Consider the following 13,292-nt stretch of genomic DNA (forward strand, 5'->3'; position numbering starts at 1 on the left):
CTCGCGAAGGCGGCACGCCTGGCCCCGGCACCATGCCCGAGCACGTGACCCCGGTCGAGCGCACGCTCACCGAGTTCAGCCCCAAAGACAATTCCAGCAAGGACGTCTCGCCATGAGCACGCGCGTACCGCTGCCGCTCTGGGTCGATGTCGCCCTGCTGCCGCTCCTCAACGTCCTTCTGGCCTTCATAATCGGCGGCCTCATCGTTCTTGCCGTCGGTCAGAACCCGCTTGAAGCGCTCAACATCATGCTGACCGGCGCTTTCGGCAGCGGTCGCGGTTTCGGCTATACGCTGTACTACACCACCGATTTCATCTTCGCCGGCCTCGCCGTCTCGCTTGCCTACCACGCCGGCATGTTCAATATCGGCCCCGAAGGCCAGGCCTATCTCGGCGGCCTGGGCGTCATCCTCATCGCCCTGCCGCTCAATGGCATGCATTGGGCGCTGATGTTTCCGCTTTTCATCATCGGCGGCGCAGCCTTCGGTGCCCTCTGGGCGCTGATCCCCGGCGTGCTGCAGGCCAAGCGCGGCAGCCATATCGTCATCACCACCATCCTCTTCAATCTCATCGCCACGCCGCTGATGAACTTCATCATCTCGCGCATCCTGCGTCCCGCCGGCGTGCAGTCCGACGAGAGCGCGCCGATCGAGATGATCTCGCGCATCCCGCGCCTCCGCGACTTCATTCCCTTCTTCGGCAGCGCCCCGGCCAACCTCACGATCTTCGTCGCCATTGGCACGCTGGTGGGTTTCTACTGGCTCGTCTGGCGCTCCAAGTTCGGCTACGCCATGCGCGCCCTAGGCCATAACCCCACCGCCACCCGCTATGCCGGCATTTCCATTTCAAGATGATCATCATCACCATGGCGATCTCCGGCGCCCTGGCCGGCCTCGTCGCCGTCAACCACACGGGCGGGGCCGCCGAAGGCCGCCTCATCCTCAACTTCGTCGGTGGCGCCGGTTTCGTCGGCATCGCCGTCGCCTTCATGGGCCGCGCCCATCCCGTCGGCGTCGGCCTTGCGGCAATCCTATTCGGTGCACTGACCCAGGGCGGGCTCGAACTGGCATTCTCGATGCCCTCGGTCACCCGCGACATGATCGTCACCATCCAGGCCATGGTCATCCTCTTTACCGGCGCCATGGGCGACATGCTGCGCATTCCGCTGGAGCGCCTGTTCGGGCGCTTCTCGTCGGCGGAGGCCAAGTGATGCAGTTCTTCTTCGACATGGTGCTGATCCTCGATTCCACCATCCGTCTTTCGATCCCGCTGCTGCTCGCCTGCCTTGCCGGCCTTTATTCCGAGCGCGCCGGCATCGTCGACATCGGCCTTGAGGGTAAGCTTTTGGGCTCGGCCTTCGGCGCCGCCGCCGCGACCGCGGTCACCGGCAATCCCTGGATCGGTCTTCTTGCTGGTGTCGGCGTCGCCATGGCCTTTTCCGGCATTCATGGCCTCGCCTCGATCAACCTTCGCGGCAACCAGACTATTTCCGGCGTTGCTCTCAACTTCCTTGCGGCCGGTCTCACCGCTTTTCTCGGCCAGTCCTGGTTCGGTCGCGGCGGCGAAACTCCGCCACTCACCGGGCCGCAGCGCCTTAGCCCCATTCAGTGGCCCTACGCCGCCGAGCTCGGCGCCTTCGCCGACAACCCGGACAACAACGCGCTGCTGCGCATTCCGGCCGAGATCTATTCCGAGCTGATCTCGGGCCAGAATATCCTGACCTATTTTGCCTTCCTCGCCGTGCCACTCACCGCCTTCGTGCTGTTTCGCACCCGTTTCGGCCTGCGCCTGCGCGCCGTTGGTGAAAATCCCAAGGCCTTGGATACCGCCGGCATCTCGGTGACGCTGCTGCGCTACCAGGCTCTCGTCATCACCGCGGTTCTGGTCGGCATCGGCGGCACTTACCTCTCCATCGCCCAGTCGGCTGGCTTTACGCCCGACATGTCCAATGGCCGCGGCTATATCGCGCTCGCAGCGCTGATCTTTGCCAAGTGGCGTCCATGGCCGGCGCTCCTCGTCTGCCTGCTTTTCGGCTTCCTCGACGCACTTCAGTTCCGTCTTCAGGGCATCAACTTCGCCGTGGTCGGCCAGGTGCCGGTGCAATTTATCCAGATGCTGCCCTATATTCTCACCATCATTCTCCTTGCCGGCTTCATCGGTCGCGCCATCGCGCCTAAGGCCTCGGGCATTCCCTACGTCAAGGAGCGGTGAGCGTGAGCCATCCCCAGGATGCCGACCTCTTCGCTGCCGCCGAAGCCGTGCGCGCCCGCGCCTATGCGCCCTATTCGAACTTTCAGGTCGGCGCCGCCATCCTTGCCGATGACGGCAAGATCTATGCCGGCTGCAATGTCGAGAACGCCGCCTATCCTGTCGGCAACTGCGCCGAGCCCAGCGCCATCGCTGCCATGCTGGCTGGCGGGCGGCGGCAAGCGCATCAAGCGCATTTATGTAACCGGTCCTGGCGCCATGCCGGTCACGCCCTGCGGCGGCTGCCGCCAGCGCATCCGCGAATTCGCCGATCTCGACGTCGAAATCGTCTCGCACGGCGTCGATGGTCAACCTTTGGTCCAAACTCTGGGGCAACTTCTCCCCCACAGTTTCGGCCCCGAGTTCTTGAACAAGTAAGAGCCGGATCACCGGCCAATCCACCGCAGTGGAGGACAGATATGAGTTTGAAGGTCGTCGACAACAGCGTCGCCGCGCCCACGCATCGGCGTAATCCCGGCTTCCCGCTCGACCTTGATTGGGTCGGCCGCGTACGCATGAACCGTTCCGCCCTCGAGCGCCGCGCCGGGACCATCGGCGCCCGCCGTACCGTCAAGAAAGACCATCAGCTCGCCTGGCTGCTGAAAGCCATCACGCTGATCGATCTGACGACGCTCAACGCCGACGACACTGCCGGCCGTGTCCAGCGCCTCTGCGCCAAGGCACGCCACCCGGTGCGCCGCGAAATCCTCGCTGAGCTCGGCATGGCCGACCGCCGCATACTTCCGGGCGCCGTCTGCGTCTACCACTCTTTCGTCAAGACCGCCGTTGAAGCGCTGGACGGCACCGGCATTCCGGTCGCCGCCGTTTCCACCGCCTTCCCGCACGGACTGGCCCCGGTCGAAACCAAGCTGCGCGAAATTGAAATGTCGGTCGAAGACGGGGCCGAGGAAATCGACATCGTCATCGAACGCGGCATGGTGCTGCGCGGCGATTGGCAGGCGCTCTACGACCAGGTCCGCGCCTTCCGCAAGGCCTGCGGCGACGCCCATATCAAGACCATCCTCGGCACCGGCGAACTCGCCACGCAAACCAACATAGCCAAGGCTTCGCTCGTCTGCATGCTGGCCGGCGCCGACTTCATCAAGACCTCGACCGGCAAGGAAAAGGTCAACGCCAATCTCGTCACCTCGCTGACCATGATCCGCATGATCCGCTGGTTCGCCGAAGAGACCGGCATCGAGATCGGCTACAAGCCGGCCGGCGGCATCGCCACCGCGGGCGACGCGCTCAAATACATGGCGCTGATGAAGGAAGAGCTCGGCACCAAATGGCTGCAGCCGCACCTCTTCCGCTTCGGCGCCTCGAGCCTTCTGACCGATATCGAGCGCCAGCTCGAACACGGCCTCACCGGCCACTATGCCGCCGACTATCGCCAGCCGCTGGTTTGAGGATTTGACATGAACAAGATCGCCCAAATCTTCGACACGCTCGACTATGGCCCGGCGCCGGAGTCCGCCGAGCAGGCCAACTCTTGGCTCGACAGCAAGAACCGCAAGTTTGGCCACTTCATCGATGGCGCCTGGACTGCCCCCGGCAAGACTTTTGCCAGCACCAACCCGGCCAACGGAACGCACCTCGCCGACATCAGCAATGGTACCACAGCAGATGTGGACGCCGCCGTCGCCGCCGCCCGCGCCGCTTTTCCGGCCTGGAGCGCACTTCCCGGATATCAGCGCGGAAGATACCTCTACGCCATCGCCCGCATGATCCAAAAGCACGCGCGCCTTTTCGCCGTGCTCGAAACCATCGACAACGGCAAGCCGATCCGCGAGTCGCGCGACGCCGATATTCCCTTGGTGGCGCGGCATTTCTACCACCATGCGGGCTGGGCAACGCATCTGGCCAGCCAGTTTCCCGACCACGTTCCCTACGGTGTCTGCGGCCAGATCATCCCCTGGAATTTTCCGCTCTTGATGCTGGCCTGGAAGATCGCCCCGGCCCTTGCTGCCGGAAACACGGTGGTCCTCAAACCCGCCGAGTTCACCTCCCTTACCGCGCTGCTCTTCGCCGACATCTGCGACCGCGTCGGCTTGCCCAAGGGCGTTGTCAACATCGTCACCGGCGAGGGCGATACCGGTGCGGCGCTGGTCAACCATCCTGACGTCGACAAGATCGCCTTCACCGGCTCAACCGAAGTCGGCAAGATCATCCGCGCCGCCACCGCCGGTTCGGGCAAGGGCCTGTCGCTCGAACTGGGCGGCAAGTCGCCCTATATCGTCTTCGAGGACGCTGACCTCGACAGCGCCGTCGAAGGTCTTGTCGAAGCGATCTGGTTCAACCAGGGCCAGGTGTGCTGCGCTGGCTCGCGCCTCCTGGTGCAGGAATCGATCGAAGAGCGCTTCATCGCCAAGGTGAGGACCCGCATGGCCAATCTCCGTGTCGGCGATCCGCTCGACAAATCCGTCGATATCGGCGCCATGGTTGCCCCGGTGCAGGTCGAGCGCATCCGCGACCTGATGAAGCGCGGCGTCGCCGAAGGCGCCCATGTCTATGAGCCCGATGGCGAGGTGCCGGCCCAGGGCTGCTTCCTGAAACCCGCGCTCGTCACTAATGTTTCGCCCGCCAACTCACTGGTGGCCGAAGAAATTTTTGGCCCTATTCTTGTTGCCATGAGCTTCCGCACGCCCGAAGAAGCGGTGCAACTGGCCAACAACACCCGCTACGGTCTCGCCGCCACTGTGTGGAGCGAGAACATCAATCTTGCCCTCGACATCGCACCCAAGCTCAAGGCCGGCGTGATCTGGATCAACGGCACCAACCAGTTCGACGCCGCCGTCGGCTTCGGTGGCTATAAGGAATCCGGCTTTGGTCGCGAAGGCGGCCGCGAAGGCATGGGCGCTTATCTTAAGCCGAAATGGGAAAAGCATTTACAGCCAGGCGTCGTGAGACCTCATGGTGAGCTTGTCGAACCACGAGGTCGGGCAAACCCCCTCGACGCCGTCCCCCTGGACCAGACCGCCAAAATGTATATCGGCGGCAAGCAAGCCCGTCCCGACAGCGGCTATAATCGCCCCGTGCTCGCACCCGATGGCACCAGCATCGGCGAAGTCGGCGACGGCAACCGCAAGGACATCCGTAACGCCGTGGAGGCCGCCCGCGCCGCCTCCGGCTGGGCCACGACCGCCGCGCATTCGCGCGCCCAAATCCTCTACTTCCTTGCCGAAAACCTCGACTATCGTCGCGCCGAATTCGCTGCCCGCATCGAGGCGCAGACCGGCGAAGATGGCACGGCCGAAGTCGAAGCGTCCATCGAACGCCTCTTCGCCTTTGCCGGCTGGGCCGACAAATATGATGGCGCCGTGCACAATCCGCCGATGCGAGCCGTCGCCGCAGCCATGATCGAGCCGCTCGGCGTTCTCGGCATCGTCGCGCCCGAGAGGCAGCCTTTGCTTGGCTCGATCGCGCTCCTCGCGCCGGCCATCGCCATGGGCAACACGGTTGTGCTGGTCCCCTCTGCTCGTGCGCCGCTCTCGATCACCGACTTCTACCAGGTGCTCGAAACCTCCGACATGCCCTTTGGCGTTGTCAACATCGTCACCGGCGAGGGTGTCGCTTTAGCCAAGACCCTGGCCGAGCACGACGGCGTCGACGGGCTCTGGTTCATGGGTTCGGCCGAAGGCTCCGCCATGGTCGAGAAATCCTCTACCGGCAACCTCAAGCAGACCTGGACCAGCCGCGGCCTCGACTACGACCTCGCCGACCCTTGCTTTGCCGGCGACTATTTCCTTGGCAAGGCGACACAGGTCAAAAACGTCTGGATCCCCTACGGGGCGTGATGGCTTTTCTTCCCCAAGAAGTCATCATCAGGAAGCGGAACGGCGAGGAACTGGCTGCGGACGAGATCCGCCAGTTCATTGGTGGCTTTGCTTCCGGCACGGTCTCCCATGCCCAGGCCGCGGCCTTTGCCATGGCCACCTATTTCCGTGACATGACCATGCCCGAGCGCGTCGCCTTGACCCTTGCCATGCGCGATAGTGGCACGGTGCTCGATTGGTCCGATCTTGATGGCCCCGTCGCCGACAAGCACTCGACCGGCGGCGTCGGCGACAACGTTTCGCTGATGCTGGCGCCGATCCTTGCCGCCATGGGCATCTACGTGCCCATGATCTCGGGTCGCGGCCTTGGCCACACCGGCGGGACGCTCGACAAGTTCGACGCCATCCCCGGCTACCAGACCAGCCCCGACAACGACCTCTTCCGCAAGGTCGTGCGCGAAGCCGGCTGCGCCATCATCGGCCAGACGGCGGACTTGGCGCCGGCCGACAAGACCCTCTACGCCATCCGCGACGTCACCGGCACGGTCGAGTCGATACCGCTGATCACCGCTTCGATCCTGTCCAAGAAGCTCGCGGCGGGCCTCGACGCGCTGGTGCTCGATGTCAAGACCGGCTCGGGTGCCTTCATGCCGACGCTCGAAAAATCGCGCGAACTGGCGCAGAGCCTCGTCGATGTCGCCAATGGCGCCGGGCTCCCCACCAGCGCCCTCATCACTGACATGAACGAGCCGCTGGCTAGTGCCGCCGGCAACGGGCTCGAAGTCCGCAATGCCGTCGAATTCCTGACGGGAAATGGCGTAGACAATAGGCTATTTGACGTAACCTATAGTCTTTGCACGGAACTCGCCGACCTAGTGGGAGTGCTAGATGCTCCCACCAAAATTGCAGACAAAATTGGCAGCGGAGAGCCGGCCGAGCGCTTCGGGCGTATGGTAGCTGGCCTCGGGGGCCTCGAGACTTTATAGAACGCATGGATAAATACTTGCCGCAGGCGACCATTGTTCGGGAGATCTATCCGGACGAAGATGGACAAATCGCTGCAATAGATACGCACGCTGTTGGCATGGCTGTGGTAGTCCTTGGCGGAGGCAGAACCCGGCCAGAAGATAAGATCGACCATGCAGTGGGTTTCGACAATCTAGCGCCGCTTTGGCGCTCGGTTGGTCGCAACAGTGTGCCCATAGCTCGAATGCACGCCAACGATCCGGCAGCGGCCGACGAGGCGGAGCGACGAATTAAAGCCGCCTATCGGATCGGGACCGATGTACCCGATCCGACTATTGTGTACGACCGCATTCGGTCCACGGAATAACCCATGCCCCGCGCAATCGTCTGCCTCCTCGATAGCGTCGGCATCGGCGGCGCACCCGATGCCAATCTCTACGGCGACCAGGGCGCGAACACAGTCGGTCACATCGCCGAATGGGCTGCCGATGGTCGCGCCGATCGCGACGGACTTCGCGCCGGTCCGCTTCACGTCCCCAACATGGACGCCATGGGTCTTGGCGCTGCCGTCAAACTCTCCACCAGCACCCTTCCGCCCGGCCTGTCCGGCACGCCGAAAGGCGGCCGTTTTGGTGTCGGCCGCGAAGTCTCGCGCGGCAAGGACACGCCCTCTGGGCATTGGGAGATTGCCGGCGTGCCGGTCCCCTTCGACTGGGGCTACTTCCCGCAGAGCGAGCCGGTTTTTCCGCCCGAGCTTGTCGAAGAACTGGTACGCCGTGCCAATCTCCCTGGCATTTTGGGCAACAAGCATGCCTCGGGCACAGACATCATCGCCGCGATGGGCGAGGAGCACATCCGAACCGGCAAGCCCATCTGCTACACCTCGGTGGACTCGGTGTTCCAGATCGCGGCGCACGAAAGCCATTTCGGCCTCGATCGGCTTTACAAGCTTTGCGAAATCGCCTTCGAGCTGACCAAGCCGCTCAATATCGGCCGCGTCATCGCCCGCCCGTTCATCGGCAACGACGCAACCGACTTCAAACGCACCGGCAACCGTCGCGACTTTGCCATCTCTCCACCGGAACCGACGCTGCTCGATCGCAATCAAGCCGCCGGCAATCAGGTCTATGCTGTCGGCAAAATCTCGGACATCTATGCCGGCTCCGGCGTTACCCACAAACTCAAGGGCACCGGCATCCCGCAGCTCTTCGATCGCACGCTCGTGGCCATGGAAATGGCCGCCGACCGCGCCTTCATCATGACCAACTTCGTCGATTTCGACTCAGAATACGGCCACCGCCGCGATGTCCCCGGCTATGCCGCCGCGCTCGAACTGTTCGACCGCCGCCTGCCTGAGGTCATCAGCAAGCTTCGGCACGATGATCTCCTGATCCTCACAGCCGACCATGGCAACGACCCGACCTGGCCGGGCACCGACCATACGCGCGAGCAGATCCCGATCCTGGTTTTTCCCCAGCCCTGCCGCCCGGGGAGATTGGCATTCGCCCTACCTTCGCTGATATAGGTGAGAGCATAGCCCATTGGCTCGGCCTCGCCCCCGGCCGCCACGGCAAGAGTTTCCTTTAAGAGGTGATCACATGAGCAACGCAACCGTCATCGATCACCCGCTGATCCAGCACAAGCTGACCATCATGCGCAACAAGGAGACCTCGATCGCCGGCTTCCGGCGCCTCCTGCGCGAGATCGCTCACCTCATGTGCTACGAAGTCACGCGCGATCTCGAACTCGAAATGATCCCCATCGAGACGCCGATGGCGCAGATGGATTCGCCCTCGATCAAGGGCAAGAAACTGGTTTTCGCCTCGATCCTGCGCGCCGGCAACGGCCTGCTCGATGGCATGCTCGACCTCGTTCCTGCCGCCCGCGTCGCCCATATCGGCATTTACCGCGATCATGAAACGCTGGAGCCGGTCGAATACTATTTCAAGGCGCCGTCCAACCTCGAAGACCGCCTGATCATCGTCGTCGACCCGATGCTGGCAACCGCCAATTCGGCCACCGCCGCCATCGACAAGCTCAAGGAGCGCGGCGCCAACAATATCCGCTTCCTCTGCCTCCTCGCCGCGCCCGAGGGCATCGAGCGCTTCAATAAGGCCCATCCCGATGTGCCGGTGTTCACCGCCTCGATCGACAGCCATCTCAACGAGAAGGGCTATATCATCCCGGGCCTCGGCGACGCCGGCGACCGCATGTATGGCACCAAGTAAGCCATGGCAAAGCTAGCCCATACGATGATCCGGGTGATCGACGAAGCGCGCTCCGTCGATTTCTACCGCCGCGCCTTCGGCCTCGAAATAGTCAATCGCCTGGAATTTGCCGACTTTACGCTGGTCTACATGGCCCACGAGCTCGATGGCTTCGAACTCGAGCTCACCATCAATCACGGCCGCACCGAGCCGTATCAGCTTGGCGACGGCTATGGGCACCTGGCCGTCGTCGTCGACAACCTTCAGGCGGAGCACGAGCGTTTCACGGCTGAGGGTTTCACGGTCGGCAAGGTGGTCGACTTCAAGAACGGCAACGTGCCCGTGGCCCGCTTCTTTTTCGCCACCGATCCGGATGGCTACAAGATCGAAGTCATCCAAAAAGGCGGACGCTTCCAATAACGTAAAGAAAACCCCGGATCGCTCCGGGGTTTTGTGTTTCAAGCCTTGAGCGGCAGCCCCAGCGCGATCAGCTCCTTGCGCACCTCCGCGGGCTCGCGGAAATGGATGCCGTGCATCCCGAACTTGCGCGCCGCCACGATATTGGGCTCGCTGTCATCGATGAAGACGCAGGATTCCGGCGCGAAACCGTAGCGTTCGCAGAACACGCGATAGATGCGCGGATCGGGCTTCACCAGGCCTTCGAGCCCGGAAACGATGACGCCATCGAACTTTTCGAGGAACGGCCATTCGCCTAATCGGGTCATCCACTTTTCCCAGGAAAAGTTGGTGATCGCAAAGGTCGGGATTTCCTGCTCGATCAGCTCGTTATGAATATCGATTGTGCCTTGGATAAATGGCCCGAAGGTTTCGGTCCAGCGCTCGTCGAACGCCTTGATCTCGCGCCAATATTTGGGAAATCGCGTCACCAGCTTGGCGACGCCTTCGGCATAGATTTCGCCGGCGTCGAATTCGAGGTTCCAATCCGACGTGCAGATGGTCTGGTGAAACCAGATCGCCTCTTCTTCGGTCTCGAACAGCTTGCGGAAGAGGTAGACGGGGTTCCAGTCGACGAAGACGCCGCCCAGGTCGAAAACGGGAATAATGGTATCGTTCATATGCGCAATGCCGGTCCGGAGGAGGTCCCGGCTTGTCGCATGGCGCCGGGGCCCGGCAAGCGCACTAGGGCACGAGTTTGATCTCGCCCTCGAAGCGCGGCATGAAGAAGTTGGAGCGGTAAAGGTTGATCTTCTGGCCGATGACAAAGCCATAGAGCGGCGTAAAGGTGTAACTTGCCTCGGCAGCGATCACCATCTGCCCCTTGGCAATGGCAATCATTTCGGCAGGGAGTGTAAATGCTTTCGGCGGCACGCTTGCCCCGACAGTTGAATATGTCCCGCGTTCGTACTTGCTTTGCCAGGCAATTGTTGGCTTGCCTGTGCTGTCGACGCGGACCGCCGTTACGACCTGCTTTACGTCTTGCGAGGAGTACGGGGTCATGATGCCGCTGGCAGCGCGGAAGTAGTCCTTAAGATCCCGGGTCAGAACTTCACCGTCAGATCGCGCCACAAGGTCACCGACAGCGCCGGCAGCCGATTGTATCTTGCGATCGATGATGATCAGCGTGCTGACGTCGACTGAACCAATATAGACCGCCAGCATGATCGGCATGATCAGCGCAAACTCGACCGCTGCGGCACCTCTTTGCGATCTGGCAAGGCGCCGTAACTGGCTCATCATGCCTCAACCGGTCCCATCATGGCTAAAATGGCTCGGTCTTGAACACGGTGGCAGATCCCATCAGGCGCCGGCCATCTCCCATATTGGACATGCCGAGCGGGCCGAAGCTCAGAAACAAGGGGTAACGGTAATGCACCTGAACCTGCACGACCTCTTGGCCGCCCGGATTGACGTAAGCTTCCGACGTCGTCCAATCGCACGGGGCCCTGCAATTTGGATCGACGGGTGCGACAGTGGTTGCAGACTGAAAGTCCGTGACGGTCGTCACCCGCACGTGGAGGCCGGCACAGCCCGGAAAGAGCCCGTAAAGCCGGTTACAAACTTCGGTACGGAACGTCTCGACGGTGGCGCTCCGTTGCTGCAACTGCCCCGTGCGAAGCTCGCGCGCGGTGTCATTCACGGCGCTTTCCAGCACTTGGCTGGCCAGAAAAATCATCGCTGTCTGGAGGATCGCGCCGATCAAGGTGAAGAACGGCAGGCCAAGGAGCGCAAATTCGACAGCCGTGACACCACGCTCGTCACGCGCAAAAGCGCCCGGTCGGCGGCGAAAGCTTCTCAAATAATTGGCGAAGGCCTCGATCATGTTTCGAGGCTAGGCCGCCATGCCTAATCAAAGGTTATGAGCAACGGGAAGTCTGCCCCGCCGGTAAACGCGAGGTTAAGAGTCTTAGTTGGCTGCAGACTGGACCAGTTGCGACGAGGCAAGGGTCTCGCTCGCGAACCCCGTATCGTCACCCATCATGACAACCGGCTGGCACACCGGCGCGCAGGAGAGCGTTGTGCGCGCCTGGCCCTGGTAGACCGTCATGATCCCGGCCTGCATCTGCACCACTTCGACCAGCGTATCGGCAATTGGCTCGCCGGCGGTATTGAGAACGATGAGATTGGTCTGGCCGTAGCTCTTGCCGGTGAGGATCAAGGTCAGCGGGTCCTGGATGGTCACGTCCGCAATGCCGGGATTGCCGACGATCACCGTTGCTGCCGGAGCGCTGATGCGCAGCACGCGGGCCATGTTCACATTGACGCTGACCGGCGCGCCGTCCTGGGCCTGGATGGGCATGGGTAGGGCGAGGCCGAGAGCAACAACGATGGCGGCAAGGCGACGGGACATGGCACGCATCCACGGGTACAGGTAGCGCCTAGCTTCCATGCGAATGGTAAATGTTTGGCAAACGCCCTCCACTTGGCTCTGGAGGCGACTTCAAGGTTTAATTCTTATTATAAAAGTGGTCGCTTCAGATTTTACGGGACATGAAACAACTAATGAAGTGATTAGTGTAATTATTAGCTCCCAATCAGATAGATAAATTGCAATATTTCTTGGTAGAGCCTTGCAAACGAAGAAAAATCTCCCTCTCTACCTGGTTCTGAACCTTCCGCCAATTAACGCTATTTCAACGTGTGACGTTTAGCCTTCAGGACATGTTCGATGCGTGACCGTTCAGCGACGTCACTCGAGGACGTTCAAAAAATAGGAGCCTGGGTATGAAAATTTTCGCACGTTTTGCGCAGGACGAGTCAGGCGCAACCGCAATCGAGTACGGTCTGATCGCCGCACTCATCGCCGTAGCTATCATTGCTGCTGCTACCGCTCTGGGTGGCAACCTCAGCAACCTCTTCAACCGTATTTCCACCCGCCTCAACAACGCCGCCGTTTAATCGCGGTCGAGGTCGCAGTTTGGACGGGGAGGCTTCAGCCTCCCCGTTTGCTTTGGTGCTTGTCGTTTCCTTAACCCTGTCCACATATGCTTGCGGCCGGGTCAATGTTTGAAACCGCAATGTCCAGTCTGGCACTCCTGTTCTTCCCCGCCATCATGGCCTGGGCCGCCTCGTCGGACCTTCTGACCATGCGCATTTCCAACAAGCTGGTGCTTTTGCTGGTCGCCGGGTTTGCCGTCATGGCGCTCGTCGTTCAACTGCCCATCGAACAATTGGGCATGCATCTTCTGGCCGGGGCCGTCGTGCTGGTTGTTGCTTTCGGCATGTTTGCAATGCGCTGGATCGGCGGCGGCGACGCCAAGCTGGCTGCCGCGACCACGCTGTGGCTCGGCTTTGGCCTGACCCTGCAATACCTGGTCAACGCGGCCCTCCTTGGCGGCCTCTTGACCCTCGCGATCCTGTCGCTGCGCAGCGTGCCCCTGACCCCGATGATTGCCCGCTTCCCCTGGCTGACGCGCCTTCACAACCCCAAGGAAGGCGTGCCTTATGGCATCGCGCTCGCTGCTGCCGGCATGATCATCTACTCGAACTCTGCGATCTTTGAACGGCTGACTGCCTGAATTCGTTTGTCGCTTAGCCGGCACGCCTCGCAAAATGCGAGTATTCAGAAGTTGTTAACGCATTCTGCAAAGTGCTGATTAACTAAACCTTGACCCTTTCCTTTCATAGTTAAGCCGGTG

The 13,292-nt window shown here is 61.7% G+C and carries 11 protein-coding genes and 4 pseudogenes; 11 read left to right on the plus strand and 4 right to left on the minus strand.

The features are described from left to right. Window positions 1–112 precede the first annotated feature (112 nt). The 9 genes and pseudogenes from G5575_RS05735 (at window position 113) to G5575_RS05775 (ending at window position 9,615) form a co-directional block, all read left to right on the plus strand. A pseudogene (locus G5575_RS05735) lies at window positions 113–1,209 on the plus strand (ABC transporter permease). Beyond that, on the plus strand, window positions 1,209–2,210 hold the full coding sequence (locus G5575_RS05740) for an ABC transporter permease (protein ID WP_164533447.1): 1,002 nt from the start codon (window positions 1,209–1,211) through the stop codon (window positions 2,208–2,210). The pseudogene G5575_RS05735 and the gene G5575_RS05740 overlap by 1 nt, the downstream one beginning before the upstream one ends. 2 nt (window positions 2,211–2,212) lie before the next feature. Then, window positions 2,213–2,624: pseudogene (locus G5575_RS05745) on the plus strand (cytidine deaminase). Between the two features lie 41 nt (window positions 2,625–2,665). Further along, window positions 2,666–3,655 (plus strand): deoxyribose-phosphate aldolase, encoded by a 990-nt coding sequence (deoC, locus tag G5575_RS05750; protein ID WP_164533448.1) that lies wholly within the window; start codon window positions 2,666–2,668, stop codon window positions 3,653–3,655. A 9-nt stretch (window positions 3,656–3,664) separates the two neighbouring features. Further along, on the plus strand, window positions 3,665–6,043 hold the full coding sequence (locus tag G5575_RS05755; protein ID WP_164533449.1) for an aldehyde dehydrogenase family protein: 2,379 nt from the start codon (window positions 3,665–3,667) through the stop codon (window positions 6,041–6,043). Further along, a pseudogene (gene deoA, locus G5575_RS05760) lies at window positions 6,043–7,355 on the plus strand (thymidine phosphorylase). Before G5575_RS05755 ends, deoA begins: the two are co-directional and overlap by 1 nt. A gap of 3 nt (window positions 7,356–7,358) precedes the next feature. After that, window positions 7,359–8,575 (plus strand): annotated as a pseudogene (locus G5575_RS05765) (phosphopentomutase). 11 nt (window positions 8,576–8,586) lie between these two features. Beyond that, a complete protein-coding gene (gene upp / locus G5575_RS05770) occupies window positions 8,587–9,216 on the plus strand; it encodes a uracil phosphoribosyltransferase (RefSeq protein ID WP_164533450.1) in 630 nt (209 codons plus the stop codon). A gap of 3 nt (window positions 9,217–9,219) precedes the next feature. Further along, window positions 9,220–9,615, plus strand: coding sequence for a VOC family protein (locus tag G5575_RS05775; protein ID WP_164533451.1), 396 nt, complete (start codon window positions 9,220–9,222; stop codon window positions 9,613–9,615). Window positions 9,616–9,653: 38 nt separating this feature from the next. On the opposite strand, the gene G5575_RS05780 is transcribed toward G5575_RS05775, so the two are convergent. The 4 genes from G5575_RS05780 to G5575_RS05795 all read right to left on the minus strand — a co-directional run bounded on the left by G5575_RS05780 (window position 9,654) and on the right by G5575_RS05795 (window position 12,004). Next, window positions 9,654–10,271 (minus strand): HAD family hydrolase, encoded by a 618-nt coding sequence (locus G5575_RS05780; RefSeq protein ID WP_164533452.1) that lies wholly within the window; start codon window positions 10,269–10,271, stop codon window positions 9,654–9,656. 64 nt (window positions 10,272–10,335) lie between these two features. Beyond that, window positions 10,336–10,890 carry a TadE/TadG family type IV pilus assembly protein gene (locus G5575_RS05785; RefSeq protein WP_164533453.1) on the minus strand — a complete coding sequence of 185 codons (555 nt, stop codon included), beginning with the start codon at window positions 10,888–10,890 and terminating at the stop codon, window positions 10,336–10,338. A 25-nt stretch (window positions 10,891–10,915) separates the two neighbouring features. Continuing rightward, window positions 10,916–11,476 (minus strand): TadE/TadG family type IV pilus assembly protein, encoded by a 561-nt coding sequence (locus G5575_RS05790; protein WP_164533454.1) that lies wholly within the window; start codon window positions 11,474–11,476, stop codon window positions 10,916–10,918. 84 nt (window positions 11,477–11,560) lie between these two features. Next, window positions 11,561–12,004 (minus strand): pilus assembly protein N-terminal domain-containing protein, encoded by a 444-nt coding sequence (locus G5575_RS05795; protein WP_164533455.1) that lies wholly within the window; start codon window positions 12,002–12,004, stop codon window positions 11,561–11,563. Window positions 12,005–12,378: 374 nt separating this feature from the next. Here G5575_RS05795 and G5575_RS05800 point away from each other — a divergent pair, with 374 nt between their 5' ends. Then, window positions 12,379–12,552, plus strand: a complete 174-nt coding sequence (locus G5575_RS05800) for a Flp family type IVb pilin (protein ID WP_164533456.1) — start codon at window positions 12,379–12,381, stop codon at window positions 12,550–12,552. Window positions 12,553–12,671: 119 nt separating this feature from the next. Further along, the gene (locus G5575_RS05805; RefSeq protein ID WP_164533457.1) at window positions 12,672–13,172 is read left to right on the plus strand and encodes an A24 family peptidase; all 501 of its coding nucleotides are present in this window, start codon (window positions 12,672–12,674) and stop codon (window positions 13,170–13,172) included. Window positions 13,173–13,292: the final 120 nt, after the last annotated feature.

The sequence above is a fragment of the Devosia aurantiaca genome, assembly GCF_011058215.1.
Taxonomy (GTDB): Bacteria; Pseudomonadota; Alphaproteobacteria; order Rhizobiales; family Devosiaceae; genus Devosia; species Devosia aurantiaca.